This window comes from Stenotrophomonas sp. 14P6.2.3 (assembly GCF_057799055.1).
The window spans coordinates 157,669-180,531 of the sequence record NZ_JBYOLA010000005.1 but is presented as its reverse complement, the minus strand read 5'-3'; the positions used below and the strand labels follow the sequence as shown (position 1 = coordinate 180,531).

Annotated in this window: 20 protein-coding genes; 6 read left to right on the top strand and 14 right to left on the bottom strand. The window is 65.8% G+C overall.

Annotation, left to right across the window (positions count from 1 at the left end):
* Positions 1-50 precede the first annotated feature (50 nt).
* Together AC27VL_RS06775 and AC27VL_RS06770 are read right to left on the bottom strand one after the other, a co-directional pair.
* The gene (locus AC27VL_RS06775; protein WP_488765902.1) at positions 51-797 is read right to left on the bottom strand and encodes an SGNH/GDSL hydrolase family protein; all 747 of its coding nucleotides are present in this window, start codon (positions 795-797) and stop codon (positions 51-53) included.
* Positions 798-891: 94 nt separating this feature from the next.
* Positions 892-1,860, bottom strand: a complete 969-nt coding sequence (locus AC27VL_RS06770) for a DUF2268 domain-containing putative Zn-dependent protease (protein ID WP_488765898.1) — start codon at positions 1,858-1,860, stop codon at positions 892-894.
* Between the two features lie 140 nt (positions 1,861-2,000).
* Between AC27VL_RS06770 and AC27VL_RS06765 the strand changes: the two genes are divergently transcribed.
* On the top strand, positions 2,001-2,984 hold the full coding sequence (locus tag AC27VL_RS06765; protein WP_488765897.1) for a hypothetical protein: 984 nt from the start codon (positions 2,001-2,003) through the stop codon (positions 2,982-2,984).
* Positions 2,985-2,997: 13 nt separating this feature from the next.
* On the opposite strand, the gene AC27VL_RS06760 is transcribed toward AC27VL_RS06765, so the two are convergent.
* The 3 genes from AC27VL_RS06760 to AC27VL_RS06750 form a co-directional block, all read right to left on the bottom strand.
* Positions 2,998-3,321 carry a hypothetical protein gene (locus AC27VL_RS06760; protein WP_488765896.1) on the bottom strand — a complete coding sequence of 108 codons (324 nt, stop codon included), beginning with the start codon at positions 3,319-3,321 and terminating at the stop codon, positions 2,998-3,000.
* 155 nt (positions 3,322-3,476) lie between these two features.
* On the bottom strand, positions 3,477-5,939 hold the full coding sequence (locus tag AC27VL_RS06755) for a S9 family peptidase (protein ID WP_488765895.1): 2,463 nt from the start codon (positions 5,937-5,939) through the stop codon (positions 3,477-3,479).
* 155 nt (positions 5,940-6,094) lie between these two features.
* Complete coding sequence (locus AC27VL_RS06750) at positions 6,095-6,430, bottom strand: hypothetical protein (RefSeq protein WP_089236083.1); 336 nt, start codon at positions 6,428-6,430, stop codon at positions 6,095-6,097.
* A gap of 728 nt (positions 6,431-7,158) precedes the next feature.
* Here AC27VL_RS06750 and AC27VL_RS06745 point away from each other — a divergent pair.
* From AC27VL_RS06745 to AC27VL_RS06730, 4 genes are all read left to right on the top strand, one after another.
* On the top strand, positions 7,159-7,665 hold the full coding sequence (locus AC27VL_RS06745; RefSeq protein WP_488765894.1) for a hypothetical protein: 507 nt from the start codon (positions 7,159-7,161) through the stop codon (positions 7,663-7,665).
* 13 nt (positions 7,666-7,678) lie between these two features.
* On the top strand, positions 7,679-9,109 hold the full coding sequence (locus AC27VL_RS06740; protein ID WP_100552933.1) for an XVIPCD domain-containing protein: 1,431 nt from the start codon (positions 7,679-7,681) through the stop codon (positions 9,107-9,109).
* Between the two features lie 64 nt (positions 9,110-9,173).
* Complete coding sequence (locus tag AC27VL_RS06735) at positions 9,174-9,950, top strand: HipA family kinase (RefSeq protein ID WP_488765893.1); 777 nt, start codon at positions 9,174-9,176, stop codon at positions 9,948-9,950.
* Positions 9,928-10,320: a DUF3037 domain-containing protein gene (locus AC27VL_RS06730; RefSeq protein ID WP_447935141.1), complete on the top strand. Its 393-nt coding sequence runs from the start codon at positions 9,928-9,930 to the stop codon at positions 10,318-10,320. Before AC27VL_RS06735 ends, AC27VL_RS06730 begins: the two co-directional genes overlap by 23 nt.
* 4 nt (positions 10,321-10,324) lie before the next feature.
* Here AC27VL_RS06730 and AC27VL_RS06725 read toward each other — a convergent pair whose 3' ends face one another.
* From AC27VL_RS06725 to AC27VL_RS06710, 4 genes are all read right to left on the bottom strand, one after another.
* Entirely contained in the window at positions 10,325-10,537 is a 213-nt protein-coding gene (locus tag AC27VL_RS06725; protein WP_488765892.1) for an energy transducer TonB, read from the bottom strand.
* Between the two features lie 96 nt (positions 10,538-10,633).
* Positions 10,634-10,819: a hypothetical protein gene (locus AC27VL_RS06720; protein ID WP_488765891.1), complete on the bottom strand. Its 186-nt coding sequence runs from the start codon at positions 10,817-10,819 to the stop codon at positions 10,634-10,636.
* Positions 10,820-10,843: 24 nt separating this feature from the next.
* Positions 10,844-11,098 (bottom strand): DUF4952 domain-containing protein, encoded by a 255-nt coding sequence (locus AC27VL_RS06715; RefSeq protein ID WP_488765890.1) that lies wholly within the window; start codon positions 11,096-11,098, stop codon positions 10,844-10,846.
* Between the two features lie 82 nt (positions 11,099-11,180).
* Positions 11,181-12,089: a LysR family transcriptional regulator gene (locus tag AC27VL_RS06710; RefSeq protein ID WP_488765889.1), complete on the bottom strand. Its 909-nt coding sequence runs from the start codon at positions 12,087-12,089 to the stop codon at positions 11,181-11,183.
* 122 nt (positions 12,090-12,211) lie between these two features.
* Between AC27VL_RS06710 and AC27VL_RS06705 the strand changes: the two genes are divergently transcribed.
* Positions 12,212-13,201 (top strand): zinc-dependent alcohol dehydrogenase family protein, encoded by a 990-nt coding sequence (locus AC27VL_RS06705; RefSeq protein WP_488765888.1) that lies wholly within the window; start codon positions 12,212-12,214, stop codon positions 13,199-13,201.
* Between the two features lie 50 nt (positions 13,202-13,251).
* Here AC27VL_RS06705 and AC27VL_RS06700 read toward each other — a convergent pair whose 3' ends face one another.
* The 5 genes from AC27VL_RS06700 to mtnA all read right to left on the bottom strand — a co-directional run bounded on the left by AC27VL_RS06700 (position 13,252) and on the right by mtnA (position 22,817).
* Positions 13,252-14,883, bottom strand: coding sequence for a peptidoglycan-binding protein (locus tag AC27VL_RS06700; protein ID WP_488765887.1), 1,632 nt, complete (start codon positions 14,881-14,883; stop codon positions 13,252-13,254).
* A 47-nt stretch (positions 14,884-14,930) separates the two neighbouring features.
* Positions 14,931-16,019, bottom strand: coding sequence for a lysozyme inhibitor LprI family protein (locus tag AC27VL_RS06695; protein ID WP_488765886.1), 1,089 nt, complete (start codon positions 16,017-16,019; stop codon positions 14,931-14,933).
* 123 nt (positions 16,020-16,142) lie between these two features.
* Positions 16,143-18,674 (bottom strand): membrane-bound PQQ-dependent dehydrogenase, glucose/quinate/shikimate family, encoded by a 2,532-nt coding sequence (locus tag AC27VL_RS06690; RefSeq protein ID WP_488765885.1) that lies wholly within the window; start codon positions 18,672-18,674, stop codon positions 16,143-16,145.
* A 131-nt stretch (positions 18,675-18,805) separates the two neighbouring features.
* A complete protein-coding gene (gyrA, locus tag AC27VL_RS06685; RefSeq protein ID WP_100552940.1) occupies positions 18,806-21,520 on the bottom strand; it encodes a DNA gyrase subunit A in 2,715 nt (904 codons plus the stop codon).
* A gap of 232 nt (positions 21,521-21,752) precedes the next feature.
* On the bottom strand, positions 21,753-22,817 hold the full coding sequence (gene mtnA / locus AC27VL_RS06680; RefSeq protein WP_100552941.1) for an S-methyl-5-thioribose-1-phosphate isomerase: 1,065 nt from the start codon (positions 22,815-22,817) through the stop codon (positions 21,753-21,755).
* Positions 22,818-22,863: the final 46 nt, after the last annotated feature.

Sequence of the window (22,863 nt, the reverse complement as noted above, 5' to 3'; positions counted from 1 at the left end):
CTTTTGGGGGGGGGGGTGGTTGTTCCCGCCCAGCTCCCTCCACTACCGTCTCAGCGCTTAGGCACGTTCGCCTGCGCGCGCTTGATCGCCGCCTCGGCCAGCGGTGCCATCAGCGCATAGCCCTTCGCCGTCGGGTGCACGCCATCGGTTGCCAACTGCGCATCCAATCCACCGGCACCATTGGCCATCGCTGCGTAATAGTCCAGATAGACCAGACCGCGTGCATCGGCATGGCGCTTCAGCGCAGCATTCAATGCACGCACCTTGGGAGCAGGCGTGATGCCCGGCATCCACGGGTACTCGCTGACCGGCAACACCGACGCCAGCACCACCGCGATGCCATGCGCCTTCGCCAGGTCCAGCATGGCCTGCAGGTTGTCCTCGATCATCGCCTGCGTGGCCGGACCGGTGTTGCCGGCGATGTCATTGGTGCCGGCCAGTATCACCACCACATTCGGGCGCAGCGCCAGCACATCCTGCGAAAAGCGCACCAGCATCTGCGCGGTGGTCTGCCCGCTGATGCCACGATTGATGTAGCCCTTGCCGGGGAAGAAGGTACTGCTACCTTCCGCGCCCCAGCCTTCGGTAATTGAATCGCCAAAAAACACCACGCGTGGCTGGCCGGCCCGTGGCGCTGGCAATGCGGCGTTGGCCGCGCGGTACTTCTGCAGTTGCGGCCAGTCGGACAGGCGCTGCTGCATGAAACGCACCTCGTCCGGTTGCAGCTGTTCGACCGGCCTGGTCAGCAGCGGATTGCTGGCCGCCTGCACCATCGCTGGCGTGGCCAGCGCTGCCATGAGCAGACCGACCGGTAGCCATATCATCGAAACCATCCTGCGCATGAGCATCCTCCGCTGTCGACCTGGCCAGTCTAGCGCCACCTGCGAAGGGTCACTTTGTCGATGCAGCCGCCCTTGCCGCCACACCGGTCACCTTGGCCGGCATCCACATCCCCGGCGTCCAGCCACTGGCCTCCAGGATCGCCTTCGGGTTGTCCTGCTGGATCAGCGCGCGCACAGCGTCGCGCTTGTTGTCGGCCTGCAGGTAATACGCCTTGGCGATGCGATAGCCCACCCAGTAGCCCAGGTCGTAGGGCTCCTGCGAACCCGGCGTATGGTTGTACAGCCAGGGCTTCAGATCGGTGCTGTCCATATCCAGCGCGAACGCGCTTTCGATATGCACTTCCTTGCCCCGCGTCCAGCCTGCATGCCGACCATTGCCGACGTCGCCGGAAATCAGCTCGGCGATGAACTCGGCGATACCTTCGCCCAACGACTCGCGCAGTACCGTCGCGCGCGGATCGCCCGCTTCATACTCGCCCACGCCGGTCTGCTGGATATGCACATACTCATGCGCGATCACGTGTACGAAGCGGTCCTGCGCGTTGGCGTTCATGAAATCTGCCGCACACAGCGCTTCCAGGCCGATCACCACCCCGTCCGGGTACGTCATGCCCACCGGTTTGCCGCGTCCCACCACGATCGCTACCGGCGGGAACTTCGCCTGCGGATAGATCGCCTGCAGGCTCGCGAACACCTGCACCAGTCGCTGCCGCACCGCAGGCAACTCCGCAAGGCAGGCCCGTCCATTGGCATACACAGCAGGGTCGCGCGCCATCGCGTCGGCCATGCGCTCGGCGGTCACCCGGCGCAGCTTCGCGAACTGGGCCAGGCTCGGCGTGCCCTGTACCAGGTACTGCTCCAGCTGGGCCGCGCTGGGCTTGCCGCTGGCCGCCTCGTACAACGCGTAGAAACGGGTGGCATCGGCAGTCAGGATTTCCGGTCCCGGCGCAGCCGCCTGGGCAGTGCCGACCACCCCGCCAAGGGCGAGGACAAGCAGGCAACGCAACGACACGAACATGGCTCCGTCCTTGGTGGAGTGCACGCGAAGCGCGCAATCTATCACCGTGGCAGCGCATGCGCTGCCGTATCGTGCAACGCCCTCCCCTGCTGTGCCAGACTCGCGGCGAGCGGCTGCCATGGAAGCAAGGGGAATACAGGATGATGATCGTTCCAGCGTACTGGGCCGAAGCCCGTCTGCAGGACAGGTACAGGGGCCGGCCAGTGGTGGTTCGCCGGTTTGGCTGGTCCGACGACGACCAGGATGCCGCGCAGGTCCATGCCGATGCGCGTGCGCGCGAAGCGCTTGATGACATCCTCAGCGGCCAGGCCGTGCCGCGTCGCGAGCGACGGACCAACTACGGTGTCGAGGGCATTCCGATCCGCGAGCAGATCGTGCAGCGCAGGGATGATGTCATTGTCACCCGCAACAGCTACGGCGCGCTGTGCCTGAACACCCCCGACGTACTGTTTGCCGACATCGACCACGTGCCCACTCCGTCGGGCTGTGCTTTGCCACTGCTGGGTGCACTCGGGCTGCTGGCAGCCGGTGCGCTGATCGGCGGGGCCCTGGGCAACTTCAATATCGGCCTGGCGGCTGGCGGCATCGCGATGGTGGTGGTCAACCAGATCCTGTCGGGGCGGCGCAAGCGACGACTGGCCCGGTCCGGCGGCGCCGAAGGCATCGCGCTGCAGCGTGTGCAGGCGTTCGTCGAACACCATTCCGACTGGCACCTGCGTGCCTACCGCACCCCTGCCGGGCTGCGCGTGCTGGCGATGCATGCCACGTTCGAACCACAGGATGCGCGGGTGCATGCCTTCTTCAAGGCATTGGGCACCGACACGTTGTATGCACGCATGTGCACGCTGCAGCATTGCTTCCGTGCGCGGCTGACACCGAAGCCGTGGCGGCTTGGCATCATCGCCCGCATCCGTCCGCCAGTGGCGGCCTGGTCAGCCGAGCAGGCCAGCAGCCCCGACCGCCTGGCCTGGATTGCCGAATACGAAAGGAAAAGCGCCGGCTTCGCTGCATGCGCGTATGTGCGCAGCTTCGGTGACGAGCGTCGTGTGGACGCCAAGGCCGAACGCGTGCGCGACCTGCACGATCGGATGTCGCGTGCATTGGACAACCTGCCGTTGGGATGAGCGCGCGTCGCGCTCAGCGGCCGCCCTGCACGAAGGGCTGGCCCGCCAGCGTGGTTCCCACCTGCAGAGCGACCTGCTGCCCATCCTTGGCGAAGGTGCTGCTGCAGTTGTTGCCGCCCTTCTGGCAACCCACTTCCGGGAAACCCTCCAGTGCTTCGGGCGCATCGCGTGGCGGGCTCGCCTGCCACCCTGCGGCATCAAGCAGTCGCTTGGCCTTGGTATAGGGCATGCCGGGGGTGATGCCCAACGCTGCCAGTTCAGCCGGCAGCGGCTGGGCGAATGCAGCGCACGGGACAACAGAGATCGACAGCGATACGGCGAGGATGAAGGCCTTCATGGAGCGAACCCGTAGCAGACATCAGATGCGCAGCGTACCGCAGCTTTGTGGCCGCTCCATGCCTGCATCACAGATGGTTACGCAACACCCACAGGGGGATACCTGGACACGACGCCTGAATCAGAAAGGCCGCCCCGGAGGGCGGCCTTGCCGGATTACTTCGCGTTCTTCACGTAAGTGTCGAACCAGTTGAGCATTTCATAGATCAGCTGCTCGTTCGACTCCAACGCGGTGTACCAGTGCGGCTCGTTCGGCAGCATCACCAGGCGGGTGGTGCCGCCATTGCCACGGATCGCCTGGTACAGCTTGCGCGACTGGAACGGCTCGGTGCCCGGGTTGGCATCGTCCTCGCCGTGGACCAGCAGCAGCGGCAGCTTGATCTTGTCGGCGTAGAAGAACGGCGAGGCCTTCAGGTACACGTCCTGCGCCTGCCACACCGAGCGGCGCTCGTTCTGGAAGCCGAAGGGGGTGAAGGTCTTGTTGTACGAGCCACTGGTCGCCACGCCGGCCTTGAACAGGTTGGTGTGGGCGATCAGGTTGGCGGTCATCAGGCCACCATGGCTGTGGCCGGTCACGCCGATGCGGTTGCGGTCGACCACACCCAGTTCCACGGCCTTGTCCACCGCTGCCTTGGCGTCGGCTTCCAGCTGTTCCAGATAGGTGTCGTAAGCGTTCTTCGGGTCACCCACGATCGGGAACGAGGCGTTGTCGATGATCGCGTAGCCGGCCAGCAGCATCAGGCGGTACGGCTGCAGACGGGTGAAGGTCTGCTGCGAACCGGATACCTGGCCGGCCTGTGCGGCATTGGCGAAGTCGGCCGGGTATGCGTACAGGATCGCCGGTACGCGCTGGCCTTCCTTGTAGCCCGGCGGCGTGTACAGGGTGAACGACAGGTCCACGCCATCGGCGCGCTTGTAGGTCACCAGGCGTTTCTGGATCTGCCGCACTTCCGGCGTCGGGTCGACCAGCTTGGTCAACGCGGTGGGCTTGGACTCGAACTGCGCTTCGCCGGCCTTGGCATTGTCGATGCGCTCACCGAGCAGCCGCACGAATGCGTTCGGCGGGTCCATCACCGACTGGTGCCAGGTGACCAGATGGCCCGGCGTGGCACTGAAACCGATGACCTGCTCATACGCATCGGCAGCGCTGCGGAACAGGCGTTCGCTCTTCAGCGTACCCAGGTTGAGCGCATCCAGGAAGGGACGGTCGCCCTGCGGCGACGCGCCCTGCCCGCGCAGGAACACGGTGTTGCCCTCCTGGCGCACCACGGGCGCACCGCTCGGCAGGCGCTTGAACACGAGGTTGCCCGGGTTGCCGTACAGCTCATCGCTGGACATGTCCCACAGCAGTCGCCCTTCCTTCTTCGGCTGGTCCACATCGACGATGCGGGCCTGCATCCAGTGGCGGTTCTCGTCGTTCTCGAACTGGAACGACACGGCCGGGTCGGCCGACCACGCAAAGCCCTCGAAACGCTGCGCAGTGCGGGCGATTTCCACCGGCTTGCCAGTGAACGGCGCCTTCAGCATCAGCACGCGATCGCGATGCGGCACGCTCACCTTCCAGTCGCCCTTGTCCAGCGCTTCGGCATAGACCAGGGTGGCCGGGTCGGTGGAGCGCCAGTCGTAACCGCGCGGGCCTTCCGGCACACCGTGTACCGGCACGCGATCGGCCAGCGGCAGGCTGGCCAGCACCGTGTTGCGGCCATTGCCGAGGTCCAGCACCGCTACATCGTTGGCGAAACGCTGGTAGGTCACCGCATGCGAGAACGGTGCCTTCAGGGTTTCGGTCAGCACATGCACGCCATCGGGTGCGGCGTTGACGTCGTTGTACAGCGCCGGCTGGCCAACCGGGCGCACGCTGCCGGCAGCGGCATCGACCACCGCCAGCTGCGAGGCACCGTAATAGGCGAACAGCTTTTCATCGTGCACGCTGGTCAGCGTGTCGCGCGCTTCATAGGTGCTGCTCTCGCCACTGCTGCCCAGCGACTCCTGCGCGTCCGGACCGGTGGGAGTACCGCCGTTGGACGGCGCCGGCCCCTGGTTGGCAGGTACCAGCTTCACCAGCAGGCTCTGGCTGCCACCCAGCCACTGCACGGTGTACCCGAAGATCGGATTCAGCTGCACATTCGGCACCTGCTTCACCTGGCCAGTGGCGGCGTCGCCCACCCACAGCTGCACGCTGGTATCGACCGCATTCTGGAAGGCGAAACGGCTGCCATCGGCCGACCACTGTGCGGCCCCTGCGCAGCCCTGCGGCAGGTTGACCTTGGTGCTCTTGCCGCTGGCGATCTCGACCAGGGTGAAGTCGGCCACACAGGCCGGAATGCCATAGCCGCCGGGGGTGTCGTGGCGGCTGCGGTTCTTCGGTTCCAGGCGCACGCCGGCCAGCTTCAGGTACGGCTGCGCCACGCGAGTAATGGACGGATAGGTCTGCGCGGTGGTCAGCAGCAGGCGCTGGCCGCTGGGGTCGATGTTCGGTGCCGGCGGCGGCGGGGCCTTGAGTACCTTGAGCAGGTGTTCCGGTGGCTTGGCGTAGTCGGCGAAGGCCGGGCCGGCGGCCAGCAGGCCGAATGTGGCAACGGCAACGGCCGCCGCCAGAGAGGTACGACGGATGAGCATCCTTATCCCCTGGGAGTGAGTTGGGTACCCGCACTGCGGGCATGGGCCGAATCTAACACCCCCGGCCCACCGGGAAATGGGCCGGAAGGGCTAGTCGCCCCATCCTGCAAAGCGTGGCCCTGCCTGGCCCGGCTCCCTCCCTGGATGCCCCTCACTTACTGCCGCGCGTGCAGCTCCCAGGTGGACAGATAATCGGGATCGATCACCGTCACCCCACTGGACCGCAACTGGTACTCACCCGGCGCGGCCGGCAGGTACTGGTCCAGCATCGGCGGCAGGTAGCGCTCATGTCCGTCATCGCCATCGGCCAGCACCAGCCCCTCTTCGGCGCTGACCCGCAGCACGGTGCCGGCAAACTGTTCCAGCCCCTGTACCTGGCCATCGCCGCCAAAACGGGTAACGCCCACCAGTACCAGCTTGCCAATCATCTGCTCGGCCTTGGCATCATCCAGATCCAGGGGCGGCAGGGCTCCTCTCGATTCGTTGCTCATCGTGCACCTCGGAAGCCTGCGTGGACATCGTGGACGAGATGCGCGCCCAGTGCTGCGAACGAAACAGCGTCGTGGGGCGACTCGCATGCATGTAGTGGCTCTGCGCACTGCGGGATGCAGAGCCAACCATCGGTGCTCAACTCACGGAAGAATTCTGTCTGAGGCTGCATGAACCGCAGCAGCGGTTTCAGCATGTTCGCCGACAACAGCACATTCCACCTGGGCGACAGGCCGGTTGCTGATGCGGTAGGTGTACGCGTGAACAGGACTGTGCATCGCGGGCCTCCTTGCCGGGGGAGTGGCCTCGCAGGACCACATTCAACGCTGCGCAAATGTGCCGGAAACGAGCTGGCGGGTATCGATCGCGGGAAAGCGACAGGGACACCTGCAACTCAGGGTCACGCCTGCGCTTGATCGTCTACACGGTTGGATGCTGCCACCGCCCAGCGAATGGCGAAGTGAAGAAAATTCCGTAGCGTCCGGGCCGGGCTACTCCGCTTGCAGCAAATGTCAAAGCCGAATGCGCCCTGCCCCGTTTCCAGCAATCGTCAATTCCATTTAACCTGTGATTCACCTGGCCCACTTTAGGGTCAGCGCTCAACATGCAGGGAACGCTTATGTTTGGGTACGCATTCACACGGCCGTGGGTAATCGCCCTATGTTCGGCCTCGCTCTGCGCCTGCACACACGCGACTGATCGTTCGTCGACTTCTCAAGGACCCGTTACCATGGCATCGACTGCCTCCGACGCCGCAACGCCGTCTGCACTCAGCGCAGACCAACTCCTGTTGCGCCTGCTGGATCTGATCAAGGACACCACCTCCACCCGTGAACTGACCCTTGAACGGGTATCGCAGGCCATGCTGGCGCCCGCGCAACGTTTCGGCCCGGGGCACTTCGGCTACGGCGGCACGCTCACTCCAGAGTGGAGCTACGGCCTCGAGGTCAAGAAGGCTGGCGCCGCCGATGCGCGTCTCGATCTCAATTTCATCGACACCACCGCCGACCGCAAAGCCAATGCAACGGCGATCTGCCAGGTCGACTTCAATCAGTTCGCTTCGGGCCTGCAGGCCGCGGGCTTCAAGCGCGACACCATCCGCGGCGAGCACGGCCGGGTCATCCATGACCGTTTCGATCGCCCGGATCTGACCATCAAGGTCGACACGATGGCTGAGGATTCAACCCCGTCTGGCAAGCCGGCGCATGCCTGCGTCCGCCTTGTGACCGTGCAGTAAGGAGCACCGCACCATGCCTACGCTTTCAGCGGATACGGAACGCCTGCTGACCGAATTTGCAGGAAAACCCGATGTAACGACCGATCAGGTCGACAACCTTCGCAAGGCCATTGCCAATTCTCCGGCGCTGGCAACCCAGGTCGACTTGGCCATCACCGCCGGTCATCTGCAGCGCTTCGAGCTGTTGCCCGCCGACAGCAATGTGGCCGGCGAGTACGTCAGCGGCGCAAAGGCCATCCGCCTGCCGGCATCCAGTCTGTCCACGCTGGCAGCCCCGGACAAGCACGATGCTGCAGAGCTGACGTTCGTCCTGGGCCATGAGATCCAGCATGGGCTCAATGATGCAGCGACCGAACGTGCCTACGAGCAGTTTGATTCTGATATTGCAGACATTGCCGCGCGCGATTCGACCCACGACTACACCCAGGCCATTGGCACCCTGCTCGCAGCCAACCGACGCGACGAGGCATCGGCGAACATCGAGGGCTGGAATGCACTGGTCGGCATGGTCAAGACCGCCAACCCGGACGCCACGCTGGAGGATGTATATAACGCAAGTACCCGTGCAAACGAGTTCGTGCGCGTGCAGCCCGGCCCGCCGATGACCTATACCGCGCATCCGGACCTCACACTCAATGCAGACCTGAGCATGACCGCCACTGCCGCCAACATCGAGGGCATGGGCAAGCACTACTACGACGAAGGCGTGTCGTCCGGGCTGGGGCCCAATGGCAATTCTGACTACCAGAATTTCTACGCTGCCTCTGCCATCAGCCGCGCCTGCGAGGAAGAGGCCAAAAACCCGGCACCCGATGGCATCAGCAGGATGTCGGTGAACATGGCACAGCTGGGCCTGCAGGAAAGCCTGCTGGAACAGAACGGCCTGTATCTGGGTAAGGGCACGCCGCCACGACAGCCCTACTTCGATACCAGCACTTCGCCGTCCACGCTGCATTATTTCGACCACACCGAGGGCACCTACGCCCACGTGCCCATCACCGCGCAGGCGACCGCCGCTCCCTCGAACGAGGCGCAGGTTGCGTTGGCGGGCGGCAACGACCGTGCCCTGCACGACCAGATCCGCGGCAAGGTGGCCGAGCTGGATGCCGCCAACGGCCGCAGCTTCGACGCTTCCAGTGAACGCCTGAGCGCAAGCCTGCTGGTGCTTGCCCGCGAGAACGGCCTGGACCGCGTGGATCATGTGGTGCTCAGCCGCCAGGCCGGCGACGTCGCTGCGGCACAGAACGTGTTCGTGGTGAAGGGCGCGCTGGATGATCCTGCGTCGCTGCGTGCGTCGGCAGCTACCGCTGAAGCCGCCCAGCGGCCGGTGCAGGAAAGCCTGGACAGCCTCGCCATCGTCAACCAGCGCCAGGCCGACCACGCCTCGCAGGAGCAGACGCGCCAGCAGGTGCAGGAACAGCAGCGCAGCGCGCTGTCGCATTGAGGTCAGGGACGGCGCCGGGCATCGCCCGGCGCAACCCGCGCATGGGCCACGCTAGAATGCGTGCATGCGTACCGTCCATGCCCTTCGCTACATCACCCCCTTGCGGGAAGGTGGCTCACTGCCTGCCGTGGTCGAGACCGACGACGACGGCATGGCCGTACTCAAGTTCCGTGGTGCCGGCCAAGGGCCAAAGGCGCTGATCGCCGAGTTGATCGCGGGCGAGATGGCGCGCGCGGTGGGCCTGCCGATTCCGGAGATCCTGTTCGTCGAGCTGGACAGCGAGTTCGCCCGCACCGAGCCCGACCCGGAGATCCAGGACCTGATCCGCGCCAGCGAAGGCCTGAACCTGGGCCTGGATTACCTGCCCGGCGCGATCAACTACGACCCGGCGGCAATGCCGGTGGACGCTGACCTGGCCTCGCGCATCGTCTGGTTCGATGCGTTCACCAGCAACGTCGACCGCACCACGCGCAATCCGAACCTGATGGTGTGGCACCGCAAGCTGTATCTGATCGACCACGGCGCGGCGATGTACTTCCATCACGACTGGGCCAACGCCGGCGATGCCTGCGAGAAGCCCTTCGTGCTGATCCGCGACCACGTGCTGCTGTCGTTCGCCAGCCGCATTGCCGACGTGGATGCCGAACTGGCCGCGCGCCTGCCTGATGCGGAAATCGAGCGCATCGTCGGCCTGGTGCCGGACAGCTGGCTGGTCGATGAGCCGGCCTTCGACAGCCCCCACGCCTACCGGCAGGGCTACGTCAATTACCTGAAGCATCGCCTGAAGGTACGTGCGGTGTTCGTGCAGGAGGCCATCCGTGCCCACGCTGCACACGTATGACTATGCCGTCATCCGCGTGGTACCGCGGGTGGAACGCGAGGAGTTCATCAACGTCGGCGTGATCGTGTCCTGCCCCGGCGCACGTCACCTCGAAGCGGCGATCGAGATCGACGCTGCGCGCCTGCAGGCCTTCGCGCCGGCGCTGGATATTGAAGCGCTGCAGCCGTGGCTGGATGCCATCGTGGCGATCTGCCGGGGCGATGCCAACGCCGGCCCGATTGCGCAGCTGCCCGCGCGCGCGCGCTTCCATTTCCTGACCGCCAAGCGCAGCTCGGTGGTGCAGATGTCCAGCACACATGTGGGCCGCACGGCAGATCCGGCCGGCGTGGTCGAACACCTGATGGCGAAGATGGTACGGGTCCCGACCTAGCGCGTTACCTGCCGTTGCTCCAGCGCGCGGTCATTTCGCTGCGGATCGGGGTGCGCTCGGTGTTGCTGTCCGTGGCGGTGAAGCGCATCGCCTTGACCGTCTTCAACGCCCAGCCGCTGAAGACCGTCGACGGCTGGGCATCCAGCACCTTTACGTCATAGGTGCGGCCGCGCTTGTTTACCGAATAGGCCAGGGTCACGTCCTCTGCGAACTGCACACGCCCGGGATCGGCATATCGCAGTAATGCGGAGCAGCTTCGGAGGCATGGTTATCATTCCCTGTACGCCTGTGGTCGGTACCCAAGCGCACGCCATCACGGACTTTTTCGATTCACCGCAACAATCACCGTGAAGTAGGGAATCGCGCTCCACTGCCCGCGCGGATGATGCAGCGATTCCACGCCCATGCCGATCTGGTAGTTCACGCTGCCGGGCTGCTCGCGCCAGAAATAAGGCGCGCCGTTGCTCCAGCCACAGCAGACGTACGTCAATGACGGCATGCCGAAGGTCTGCTGCAGGTAGGCTTAAATCCTCGCCGCCGAAGCGCCGCTGACGCGATACCGCGCTTCCATCGGCTGGAGATAGGAAGCATCGTCCTGCGTGCAGCCGACGTATTCCAGTTCGGGGGGGTTTCGGCCCATCGCCTGCAGGAAATCCTGGCAGACGGTGTCCGGCCGGGCCAGGCCTTCGACTCGGCCGTGCAATGCCCACTCGGCGATCGCAGCAGCGGGCGTCTGTGCGCTGGCAGTGACGACGCTGCCGATCAGCAAAAGATGCAACAGGGTAATGGCAGATCCTCTGCAGGCGTGGCAAGACGTCATCGTAAACGACCGACGCCACCACTCGCTGCGCATGCTTCGATCAACGCTCACGCGCCATGCTCTGTTCGGTGAAGCGCGCCACGCAGAAATCCAGGAAGCTGCGCAGCTTCGGCGTGACCTGGCGATCGCGGGGATACAGCAGGTTGATCGAGGTGGACACCGGCACGAATCGAGGCAGCACCTCCACCAGTTCGCCGCGCGCCAGAACAGCGGACATCATCTCGAACGGCTGCAGGATGAGTCCCAGCCCACCTACCGCAGCGGTCAGCAGCGGCTCGGCCTGGTTGACCATGAAGCTACTGGAGACCGGCACGGTCAACACCCCGCCCTGCGGGTCATGGAAGCTCCACCGCGTACGGATCACCGAGTGGGCGAAGCCCAGGCATTCGTGCCGGCTCAGGTCCTGCGGGCGAACGATCGGTGGCCGTGCGGCGAGATAGCCGGGGGCAGCGCACAGGGCCAGCGGATACGGCCCCAGCCGCCGTGCGACCAGGCCGCTGTCGGCGAGATCACCAGTGCGGAACACCAGGTCGTAGCCGTCTTCAACCACGTTGACCAGGCTGTTGGACAGGTTCAGATCCACCTGCACGTCGGGATACTGCTGCATGTAGGCCACCACCGCCGGCCCCAGCGCGTGCACGCCGAAGGTGACCGGCGCACTGATCCGCAGCCGGCCCATCGGTCGACCGCGCGCGATTTCGGCCAACTGCTCGGCACTCTCCACTTCCTCCAGGATGACCCGGGCGCGGGCCAGGTACGCCTGCCCGAAGTCGGTCAGGCTCTGCTTGCGCGTGGTGCGGTTGAGCAGGCGCACGCCCAGATGCTGTTCCAGCGTCTGCACATGCTTGCCGACCAGCTGCGGCGACAGGTCCAGTACGTCGGCAGCAGCGGCGAACGAGCCCACCTCGGCCACCTTGGCGAAGCTGCGCAGGGGTACGATCAGGTCCATTGCAAACTATTGTTTTCCAATGAAACGCCAGATTACCCCTTCTATCGTTCGCCGGCCACGCGCACAGTAGCGCTCTGTTCCCCCTGCCCGGCCACCAGCCGGCGTTCCCTTTGGAGACCCCCATGACCCAGGTTGTCCGCATCCACGCCTATGGCGACGCCGATGTGCTGCGCGTTGACGATATCGACGTACCCGCTCCTGCCGCCGATGACATCCAGATCCGGGTCAAGGCCATCGGCCTGAACCGCGCCGAGGTGATGTTCCGCAACGGCGCCTATCTGCAGCAGGTAGAGTTCCCGAGCCGCCTGGGCTATGAGGCGGCTGGCCTGGTTGAAGCCGTCGGCAGCGCGGTGACCGGCTTCGCTGCAGGCGATGCCGTCAGCGTCGTGCCGCCGCTGGATATCGCCCGCTGGGGCACCTACGGCGAGCTGGCCAACGTGCCGGCGCGACTGGTGGTGAAGCATCCGTCGTCGTTGGGCTTCGAGCAGGCCGCTGCGGTGTGGATGCAGTACGTCACCGCCTGGGGCGCGCTGCTGGAGCAGGCCAAGCTGGGTGCCGGTGATTTCGTCATCATCACTGCAGCGTCAAGCAGCGTTGGCCTGGCCGCCATCCAGATCGCCAATGCGGTGGGCGCAACGCCGATTGCGGTGACCCGTGGCCCGGGCAAGCGCCAGGCGCTGCTCGATGCCGGCGCCGCTCATGTCATCGCCACCCAGGAGCAGGACCTGGTAGCCGAAGTTGCCCGCATCACCGCAGGCGCTGGCGCACGCGTGGTATTCGATCCCATCGGCGGCCCGCAGTTCGTACCGCTCACCGAGGCGATGGCACGCGGCGGCATCCTGCTGGAGTATGGCGCGCTGAGCAGCGAGCCGACGCCGTTCCCGCTGTTCAACGTATTGGGCAAGTCGCTGACGCTGAAGGGCTACCTGTACTCGGAAATCGTGTCCGATGACGCGGTGCTGGCGCGTGCGAAGGCGTTCATCGTCGATGGCCTGGACAAGGGCGTGCTGGCACCGCTGATCGCCAAGGTGTTTACGTTCGCGCAGATCCAGGACGCGCACCGCTACCTGGAATCGAACGAGCAGATCGGCAAGGTGGTGGTGACGCTGTAACACCCTGACGGCAGCGACGGACCCACCACGGGCACGTCGCTGCCGCCGTCTCAAGCCAGTGACGGCCCGCGGTTCTCGTGCTGGCGGCTGTCGAGGGCGAGTTGCTGCTCGCGCTGCCGGTTGTCACCGGCCAGATCGCTCACCATGTCGTCCATCGAACGTGCGGGCTGCGCCGTATCCACACTGGCGCGTTCACCGGGAATCATCCCGGCGACCCACAGGCGATCTCCGGCCATCATTACCCGGTCGACGCGCCCGGCGTCGTCGATGCCATTGCGCTTGGACTCCAGCACGGCCTGCATGACGTGCTCATCGCCAATGGCTCCGGGCACTCCCTGGCGGATGCGCTCGAACAGCGCTGCGTCCTTGGCTGACAGCGACTCCACGCCACTGCGCTGCGGCAGCTGTTCCTGTGCGGCGGGGCCAGCGACCGGTGGATACGCCGCAGCCTGCTGCCGCGCTTGTACCTGCTCCGGCTGGAACTCCGCCCGCGTATAGGGCGGACGCTGCGGCGGCCAGTTCTCCGCGCGGTCGAATTCGGTGGTGGGGGCAAACTCCCGCGCCACCGCTGCGTCGTTCAACTGCCGGCGCGCATCTTCATCAATGGTGTTGCCCGGGCGCAGGGGCAGGCCGTAGTCCTGCTGGAAGTCGCGCATGGCCACCTGCATGCCGGCATCAAACGTGCGCGCATCGCGCTCGGCACGTGGGTTCGGTTCGGCAAGGTACCCCAACGCCTCCAGCTGGCGGCGCATCTCGAACACCGGCTCGCCCTTCTCACCTGGGCGCAGGTTACCGTCGGCCAGTGGCCCGGTCAGGTCGGTCACCGTCCGGCGCTTGAAGTCCGGATCGACCGCCAGCGTGTCGGTGCGCATGCGCTCCAGCAATGCATCGTCGATGCGGCCATTGGCCGGATTGATGCCCCGTTCGGTCTGGAAGCGGCGCACGGCCTGCTCGGTGGATGAACCGAAGTCACCGTCGGGCTTGATCGCGGCATTGGCGTTGTTGCGGATGTCCAGCCGCTGCAGGTACTGCTGTGCTTCCAGCACCTGCTGGTTGGCGTCACCACGGTGCAGGTCCATCGCACCAGCGGGCCCCTGATGGATCGGCACCGGCATCTGGAAGCCCGGCTGCTGCACGCGCTGGACCAGGCCGGCGACCTGCGCTTCCCATCCGGTGGCGAGCGTGGCGATGGTGTCTGGATGGGGGCTGCCGTTGTTCAGCTCACCGCCATTGACCGAGGCCCTCGCCTGCCGGTAGTCGACATGGTTGGCGTTGACGTTGTCGGACAGCCGCGCGCCGAACATGCCATCGCGCATCCCCACCACCAGCACCTTGGTGGCGATTTCCGCTTCGGCCGCCCGCTGCGGATGCTCGACCAGTTCGCGGCCCATTCCCAGCGCCTCGCCCAGCCGCTCGTAGTTGTTGACGTGGGTCAGGTGGGCAAAGCCCCGGCCGAAATACTCTTCACCGCCGAAGTAGCGCAGATCCACCGCCTGCTTCCTGCCCCAGTCTTCCTCGGGCGCGGCGAAATCGCGCGATTCGTGCTGCGCTGTGGCCAGCACATAGGCAATCTGCCGGTGGTCGGTAATGCCATTGTCGATGCAGGTACGGACGATCATCTCGACCGACTGGTCCCGGGTCAGGCCGAAGCCTGACCCACCCTTTCCATAGCCTTCGCTCATCCTTCAGCTCTCCAGTTCCGGTACGCATCCGTTCGTCGGGGGAAGACCTACTTCAGCAGGTCCGATTCGGTAGGGGCCTCGCCCTTGCAGGTGTCATAGCGGCGCATCAGCAGCGTGCGTAGCTCGGTTCCGCGCAGCTGGATGACCTTGTCCTCCCGCTCGCACGGGCTGACCTTGCCGCGCAGGATGAACCGTCCGTTGTCGATATGGTCGATGTCACGTCCGCCGATGGCGTCTTCCAATGCCCTGGCACGCACGTAGCGGTTGCCCTTGGCATCGAACAGGTAGAACGCGTGGACGGGAACGTTGTAGACACCGTTGTTGTCCTGCCACACCTGCAGATCTGGCAAGCCATCGCCGTTGAAGTCAGAAGCGGTCAGCAGCACGGCGGCCGCAGCATGGGCATTGGCACCGGCGCGGGTCAGGCGTGGCTGCACGCCCGTGACTGCAACCTTTCGGCCGCCACGGGTCACGCCCATGCTCCGCACCTGGCAGGTTGTCACGTTGCCGGTGCCGCTGCAGTCGGCCACCTGGAAGACCACCTGCAGCGCAGGCGTGATCCTGCCCTCGCCGGGCTGCAGGACGATCCTGCCCTGCCTATCAGGCGCGGCATCCGCGGTATGGGGGGCGACCTGGCGGGGTGCGGGGGCGACCTTTGCTTCAGCGACCAGCGCCGCCGCACCTCCATCCTGCAGCTGGCGGGCACGCAGCAGGGTCATGTGCGTACGGCACTGCTGTGCATCCAGTTGGGCAGCGGCATTGCCGCCCTCTGGGCAACGGCTGTCGCGCTGGCGCAGCCATTGCCGCTGCAGATCGCGAAGTAGCTGCTGATCACCGGCTGCCATCGTGGAGCGCGCAGCGCTGTAGGCGACGTTGAGCGCATCGTCGTGCACCTTGAATTCAGCATCGACACAGCGACGGCGAGCGTCCGCCACCGTGCCTGCGCTCGCCATGCACGGCGCATAGGCGGGGCTCAGGAAGCGCGCATCGCCGGCGATCAGTTCGGCGCCGCTGGGCAGCTTGCGTACGGCGGGCGGGGGCGAGGCCTGCGCGGTTGCCCACAGGCAAGGGCCAAGCAGAAGCAGCCCAGCCAGCAATCGAGTGGCACGCCCCGGCAGGCGTTCAGAGTTCAGCATGCGTTTCCTTCCTTGGGGGCTTTGGCCAACCCCGTCCTGTTCTGATGATGGATCGTGCACGCTCACCCACGCAACTTCGGCGACGGCGGTCACCTCCCACCAGCCGCCCACGGATCGCCGACGCTATTCCGGCAACGCATACGCCATCACATAATCCCCCGCCGGCGTCTCCATGAAATGATGCCCGCCGGCCATGAGCACCACGTACTGCCGCCTGCCCTGCTCATACACCATCGGGTTGGCCTGGCCACCTGCTGGCAGTTTGGTATGCCACAGCTCCTTTCCGGTCTTCAGGTCGATGGCGCGCAGCAGGTCATCGGTCGCTGCGGCGATGAAGATCAGGCCACTGGCGGTCACCACCGAGCCACCATTGTTCGGCGTGCCGATTTCAATGGGCAGGCCGGAGCGGATGCCGAACGGGCCGTTGCCGCGTGCGCTGCCGAACGGCCGGTCCCACAGCAGCTTGCCGCTGCGCAGGTCGATCGCACGGATGCCGCCATAGGGCGGCTGCTTGCACAGCAGGCCGGTGAACGGCAGCCGCCAACCGGCGTTGACGTCGATGCCATAGGGCGTCCCCACCTGCGGGTCCCCTGCCCCTTCGGCACCCCCCCTATCAGCGCGGACCTGCTCGCGCGGCAGCCAGCCTTTACGGTCGGCCTCGGCGCGCGGCACCAGCCGGTTGTAGTTGGGCATGTCGTTGTAGTTGGCCACGATCACGCCACGTCGCGTATCGATGGCCACGCTGCCCCAGTCCGAGCCGCCGTTGTAGCCGGGGTATTCGATGGAATGGTGATCGCTGCTGGGTGGTGTGTAGAAACCTTCGTAATGCGCCTTGCGGAACTGGATGCGGCAGACCAGCTGGTCGATGGGGGTGATGCCCCACATGTCGCGCTCGGTCAGCGCATCATCGCGCCGCAGCGTGTGGTACAGCGAGAACAGCTGGGTGGCGGCACGCTGCTCGGGCTCTACGCCGCCCTGTGGCACCTTGCGCTCTTCGGCCGGAGTCAGCAGCTGGCCGTTGCGACGGTCGAGGATGTACATGTCGCCCTGCTTGGTGGGCAGCAGGATTGCCGGCACCTTGCCGGATGCCGTCGGGTAGTCGATCAGGCTGGCCTGCGAACCTAGGTCGTAGTCCCAGACGTCCTTGCGCACCGCCTGGAAATGCCAGACCGGCTTGCCGGTGACTACATCGATGGCGACCAGCGAGGTCGCGTATCTGTTCTGGTTTTCCGTGCGCGAGCCACTCCAGTAGTCGCCCGCGGCATTGCCCATCGGCAGGTACACCAGGCCCAGCGCTTCATCACCGGTCGCGGTGGTCCACATGTTCGGCGTGCCACGCGTGTAGGTCTGCTCGCGCGGTGGCAGGCCGCTGCGCTCGGGCTGGTCCATGTCCCACGCCCAGCGCAGCCTGCCGCTGACCGCGTCGTAGGCCTGGATGACGCCGGAGGGCGCGTCGCGACGCTGGCCATCCAGCACCTGGTGGCCGGTGACGATGACGCCGCGGACAATCGCGGGTGGCGAGGTGATCGAGACGTAACCCGGTGGCACCTCGCCCATGCCCAGGGTGATGTCGACCTGGCCGTTGTTGCCGAACCCGGCGCAGGGACGGCCGCTGTCGGCGTCCACCGCGATCAGGCGGCCGTCCAGCGTGCCTTCGATGATGCGTGCGCTGCACGCTGCGCGGCTGCCGGGCGCCGCGCTCCGGCTGATACGGGTCGGCGGGGGTGCGGGCAGCGCCAGATCGGCGGCCACGTCAGCCAGCGCGGCATCGGCGAGGGTCGGTGCACTGGGCTGTTCGTAGTAGGACACGCCACGGCAGGCGGCCGTGTACGGGATCGAGGCATCCTTCACCTTTGGATCGAACCGCCATAGTTCCTTGCCGCTGCCGGCATCGAGCGCGATCAGCTGATTGCGTGCGGTGCACAGGTACAGCCGATCACCGATCTTCAATGGCGTGGTTTCCGCCCCCCAGCGCTTCTTCGGCAGGTCGCCGGTACGGAACTGCCACGCCAATTGCAGGGTGCCTACGTTTTCAGGGGTGATCTGCTGCAGCGGCGAATAGCGGGTGGCGGCATTGCTGCGCCCCCAGGCCGGCCAGTCTCCCTCCGCCGGCTGGTCGGCCGGCTGCAGACCGGTGGTGTCACGGGTTGGATCGAGCCCGGCGCTGACCGCCGGCTCCGGGAACGGCTGGTGCCCGTCAACCAGGCCATGGGGGGCGAACGCGAGGCCGAAGGCGACCACGAACACCAGCATCAGCACAGCGGCCACGCTGCGCGAAAGGCGCTTGGGTACCGGCGTCTGCAGAGTCGGCGCCAGCAACGCCAGGACGATGCCGAGCCCGGTCACCAGCCCCAGCCGTGGCACCCAGCGCCAGTAATCGCTGCCCGATTCCCACCAGGTCCACAGCAGGCTGCCGAGGAAGATCAGTGCATACAGCAGCGCACCGCTACGGCGATTGCCCCACAACAGGATGCCGCACACCAGCAGGCCGAGGCCGGCGATGGCGTAGTACCAGGAGCCCCCGAGGCTGGCCAGCCAGCCACCGAGCCCGCCGATGATCAGGCCGAGCACGATCAGCAACAAGGCCAGGACGGTGATCAGCGGGTGGCGCGAGGTGGGCGTCGCGGCGGAAGCGGACTGCGGCGTGGCGGACATCGACGCTCTCCGGGGGGCAGCATGCGCCCTTATGCCACCGTCACCGTGAAGTGCGTGCGTATTTTCGACGGCAGACACGACGACGCCGGCACTGGGCCGGCGTCGTCGGGTACCTCAGTGTCGCGGCAGGATCACTCCTGCGCGGCGTCCTCACTGCTGGCAGCAGCCGGTGCGCCGTCGGTCGCGGCCGGGGTGGCGGCGGCCACCTCGTCCTCGTCCTCGTCGATCGAGGCATCCATGCGCTCCACCGCCTGCAGCTTCTCGTCCTTGGACAGGCGGATCAGGGTCACGCCCTGGGTGTTGCGGCCGACGCGGCTGATTTCCGAGCCACGCGTACGCACCAGGGTGCCGCCGTCGGAGATCAGCAGGACTTCATCGTCGGTACCCATCAGCACCGCGGCGACCAGCTTGCCATTGCGCTCGGTGGTCTGGATGCCGATGACGCCCTGCGTGCCACGACCCTTGCGCGGGTAGTCCGGCAGCGGGGTGCGCTTGCCGTAGCCGTTTTCGGTGGCGGTGAGGATGTACCGCAGGTTGGCGTCGTCGGCACCTTCGATCACCGCGTCGCCGGTGGCGATGGCTTCCTCGACACCGTTGTCGTCCTCGTTCTCATCCTCGACGCCGCCAGCACTCTCGGCCACGATCAGGCTGACCACTTCCTCGCCGGCCGGCATTTTGATGCCACGCACGCCGGTAGCGGTACGACCCATCGAGCGGACCTTGTCTTCACCGAAGCGCACGGTCTTGCCGTTGGAGGCGAACAGCAGGATGTCACGCTCGCCATCGGTCAGGCCGACGCCGACCAGGGCATCGCCCTCGTCGAGGTTGATCGCGATCTTGCCGCGGGCCAGACGGAAGGCGAACTCGCCCAGCGGGGTCTTCTTGACCGTACCGTTCTTGGTGGCGAAGAACACGAACTGGCCATCGGCGTACTCGCGCACCGGCAGCACGGCCTGCACGCGTTCGCCCGGCTCCAGCGGGATCCAGTTGATGATCGGACGACCGCGGGCGTTGGAACCGGCTTCGGGCAGCTGGTACACCGGCAGCCAGAACACCTTGCCCGAACTGGTGAAGGTCAACAGCGTGTCGTGCGTGTTGACCAGCCACAGCTGTTCGATGAAATCCTCTTCCTTGGTCGACGCCGCGCTGCGGCCACGTCCGCCACGGCGCTGCGCGCGGTACACGCTCACCGGTTGGCGCTTCACGTAGCCGGCGTGGGAGACGGTGACCACCACGTCTTCCGGGGCGATCAGGTCGAGGATGTCCAGATCTTCTTCGCTGTGGCGGATCTCGGTACGGCGCTCGTCACCGAACTCGGCACGCACGTTGATCAGCTCTTCGCGGATCACCTGCAGCAGGCGGTCGGGATCTTCCAGGATGTGGATCAGCCCGGCGATCACTTCCAGCAGCTGCTTGTATTCCTCGGTCAGGCGGTCCTGCTCCAGCCCGGTCAGGCGGTGCAGGCGCATTTCCAGGATCTGGGTCGCCTGGATCTCGGTCAGCTGGTAGCCGCCTTCGATCAGGCCCACACCCTTGGGCAGGTCATCGGGACGCGAGGCTTCGGCACCGGCGGCGCCGAGCATCGAACCGACCAAGCCCGGCTCCCACAGGCGCGCAAGCATGCGCTCGCGTGCTTCACCCGGGTTCGGCGAGGTCTTGATCAGTTCGATCATCTCGTCGATGTTGGCCAACGCAACGGTCAGGCCTTCCAGCACGTGGGCACGGGCGCGCGCCTTGCGCAGCTCGAACACGGTGCGGCGGGTGACCACTTCGCGACGGTGGCGGACGAAGGCTTCCAGCATCTGCTTGAGGTTCATCAACTGCGGGCGGCCATCGACCAGCGCCACCATGTTGATGCCGAACACCGACTCCATCTGGGTCTGCTGGTAGAGGTTGTTGAGCACAACCTCGGCCGACTCGCCGCGCTTGATTTCGATGTAGATGCGCATGCCGTCCTTGTCGGACTCATCGCGCAGCTCGCTGATGCCTTCGATCTTCTTTTCCTTGACCAGCTCGGCGATCTTCTCGATCAGACGCGCCTTGTTCACCTGGTAAGGAATTTCAGTGACGATGATCGATTCGCGGCCGTTGTCGGCAACTTCGACATCGGCCTTGGCACGGATGCGCACGCGGCCACGGCCGGTGCGGTAGCCGGCGATGATGCCGGCGGTGCCGTTGATGATGCCTGCGGTCGGGAAATCCGGGCCCGGGATGAACTCCATCAGGCCGTCGATATCGATTTCCGGATTGTCGATCAGCGCGATGCAGGCATTGATCGATTCGGTGAGGTTGTGCGGCGGAATGTTGGTCGCCATGCCCACCGCGATACCAGCCGAACCATTGACCAGCAGGTTCGGGAACCGGGTCGGCATGACCGTCGGCTCCAGTTCCTTTTCGTCGTAGTTGGGCTGGAAATCGACGGTTTCCTTGTCGATGTCCGCCATCAGCTCATGCGCGAGCCGCGACATGCGCGCCTCGGTGTATCGCATCGCCGCGGCGGAGTCGCCGTCGACCGAACCGAAGTTACCCTGGCCATCGACCAGCATGTAACGCAGCGAGAACGGCTGTGCCAAGCGCACCAGCGTGTCGTATACCGACTGGTCGCCATGCGGGTGGTACTTACCGATGACGTCACCGACGATACGTGCCGACTTGAAGTAGGGCTTGTTGCTGTGCGCGTTGAGTTCATTCATCGCAAACAGCACACGACGATGCACCGGCTTGAGGCCATCGCGCGCATCTGGCAGCGCGCGCCCCACGATCACGCTCATGGCGTAATCGAGGTAGCTCTTGCGCATCTCGTCTTCCAGGTTGACCTGGATGATTTCCTTGGCGGTTTCTGCCATTCGGGTTCCGTTGTCTGGTAGCGGTCCAGTCCGGCGCATCCACCCGGGGGCGGTCGTGCCGGAACCTCGATTCAACCGCTGGATTCTACCACACGGGGCCGTTTTCCGCCTGCTTTTACGGTGATTTTACCGGCACAAATCAGGAACTTAGGGGTTTGCCGGCCAGCGGCCGGCACTACCGGACGCCGGGCCGGGGCGCTTTCCCGTGGAAAGGCTCCCGCCCCTGCCCGCGTCAGCCGCCGAAGGCGGCGCGCATGTTCTCTGCGGTCGGGTTCAGGATCACCCCCCGCTCGGTCACGATGGCATCGATCAGCTCGCCCGGGGTGACATCGAACACCGGGTTCCAGGCAGCGATGCCCTCGGCCACGGTGCGGGTGCCGCCCACGCCGTACAGTTCGCCCGGATCGCGCTGTTCGATCTCGATCTGGCTGCCGTCCACGGTATCCATGTCCACCGTCGAGGACGGTGCCACGACCATGAACTTCACCCCGTGGTGGCGGGCCGCGATGGCCAGCTGGTAGGTGCCGATCTTGTTGGCGGTATCGCCGTTGGCGCAGATCCGGTCAGCGCCCACGATCACCCACTGCACGGCACCGGTCTTCATCAGGTGCGAAGCGGCCGAGTCGGCGATCAGCGTCGCGTCGATACCATCCTGCTGCAGCTCCCACACGGTCAGGCGCGCACCCTGCAACCACGGCCGGGTCTCGCCGGCGAACACCCGGGCAATGCGGTCCTGGGCCATCCCGGCGCGGATCACGCCCAACGCCGTACCGAAGCCGGCGGTGGCCAGCGAACCGGTGTTGCAATGGGTCAACACGCCGCTGCCGGCCTCGATCAGGCCGGCACCGAGGGCGCCCATATGACGGTTGGCGGCCAGGTCTTCTTCAGCGATGGCCTGTGCTTCAGCCTCCAGCAGCGCCTTCCAGTCAGCACCGGCGGCACTCAGGCAACGTCGCATGCGTGCCAGCGCCCAGGCCAGGTTCACCGCAGTCGGGCGTGAGGCGTTCAGCCGCTGCAGTGCCGGTTCCAGCTGCTGCAGGGCATGCGCGCCGTCGGCGGCCTGCACATCACGTGCGGCCAGCACCACACCCCAGGCGGCAGCGATGCCGATGGCCGGCGCGCCGCGCACGGTCAGGGCGTGGATGGCGGCGGCCACCTCATCGCTGTCATGGCAGGCCACATGCTCGACCACGAACGGCAGCTTGCGCTGGTCAAGCAGTTGCAGGGTATCGCCGGTCCACAGGATCGGGCGGATGTGGTCGTAGCGGGCGTAGTCGAGGTCGGTGGCGGTAGTCATGGGCCCATTGTAGGGCCACGCCACGCGCGGATGGACCCGTCGGAAC

What these genes read in the sequence shown, in the direction of transcription:
- AC27VL_RS06710 (WP_488765889.1), bottom strand. Translation starts at nt 12,089, where the DNA reads ATGGACCTGATCGTACCCCTGCGCAGCTTCGCCAAGGTGGCCGAGGTG.
- AC27VL_RS06695 (WP_488765886.1), bottom strand. Translation starts at nt 16,019, where the DNA reads ATGCTGAACTCTGAACGCCTGCCGGGGCGTGCCACTCGATTGCTGGCT.
- AC27VL_RS06740 (WP_100552933.1), top strand. Translation starts at nt 7,679, where the DNA reads ATGCCTACGCTTTCAGCGGATACGGAACGCCTGCTGACCGAATTTGCA.
- AC27VL_RS06705 (WP_488765888.1), top strand. Translation starts at nt 12,212, where the DNA reads ATGACCCAGGTTGTCCGCATCCACGCCTATGGCGACGCCGATGTGCTG.
- AC27VL_RS06750 (WP_089236083.1), bottom strand. Translation starts at nt 6,430, where the DNA reads ATGAGCAACGAATCGAGAGGAGCCCTGCCGCCCCTGGATCTGGATGAT.
- gyrA (WP_100552940.1), bottom strand. Translation starts at nt 21,520, where the DNA reads ATGGCAGAAACCGCCAAGGAAATCATCCAGGTCAACCTGGAAGACGAG.
- AC27VL_RS06765 (WP_488765897.1), top strand. Translation starts at nt 2,001, where the DNA reads ATGATGATCGTTCCAGCGTACTGGGCCGAAGCCCGTCTGCAGGACAGG.
- AC27VL_RS06720 (WP_488765891.1), bottom strand. Translation starts at nt 10,819, where the DNA reads ATGCCGTCATTGACGTACGTCTGCTGTGGCTGGAGCAACGGCGCGCCT.
- AC27VL_RS06735 (WP_488765893.1), top strand. Translation starts at nt 9,174, where the DNA reads ATGCGTACCGTCCATGCCCTTCGCTACATCACCCCCTTGCGGGAAGGT.
- mtnA (WP_100552941.1), bottom strand. Translation starts at nt 22,817, where the DNA reads ATGACTACCGCCACCGACCTCGACTACGCCCGCTACGACCACATCCGC.
- AC27VL_RS06700 (WP_488765887.1), bottom strand. Translation starts at nt 14,883, where the DNA reads ATGAGCGAAGGCTATGGAAAGGGTGGGTCAGGCTTCGGCCTGACCCGG.
- AC27VL_RS06745 (WP_488765894.1), top strand. Translation starts at nt 7,159, where the DNA reads ATGGCATCGACTGCCTCCGACGCCGCAACGCCGTCTGCACTCAGCGCA.
- AC27VL_RS06770 (WP_488765898.1), bottom strand. Translation starts at nt 1,860, where the DNA reads ATGTTCGTGTCGTTGCGTTGCCTGCTTGTCCTCGCCCTTGGCGGGGTG.
- AC27VL_RS06775 (WP_488765902.1), bottom strand. Translation starts at nt 797, where the DNA reads ATGGCAGCGCTGGCCACGCCAGCGATGGTGCAGGCGGCCAGCAATCCG.
- AC27VL_RS06755 (WP_488765895.1), bottom strand. Translation starts at nt 5,939, where the DNA reads ATGCTCATCCGTCGTACCTCTCTGGCGGCGGCCGTTGCCGTTGCCACA.
- AC27VL_RS06760 (WP_488765896.1), bottom strand. Translation starts at nt 3,321, where the DNA reads ATGAAGGCCTTCATCCTCGCCGTATCGCTGTCGATCTCTGTTGTCCCG.
- AC27VL_RS06690 (WP_488765885.1), bottom strand. Translation starts at nt 18,674, where the DNA reads ATGTCCGCCACGCCGCAGTCCGCTTCCGCCGCGACGCCCACCTCGCGC.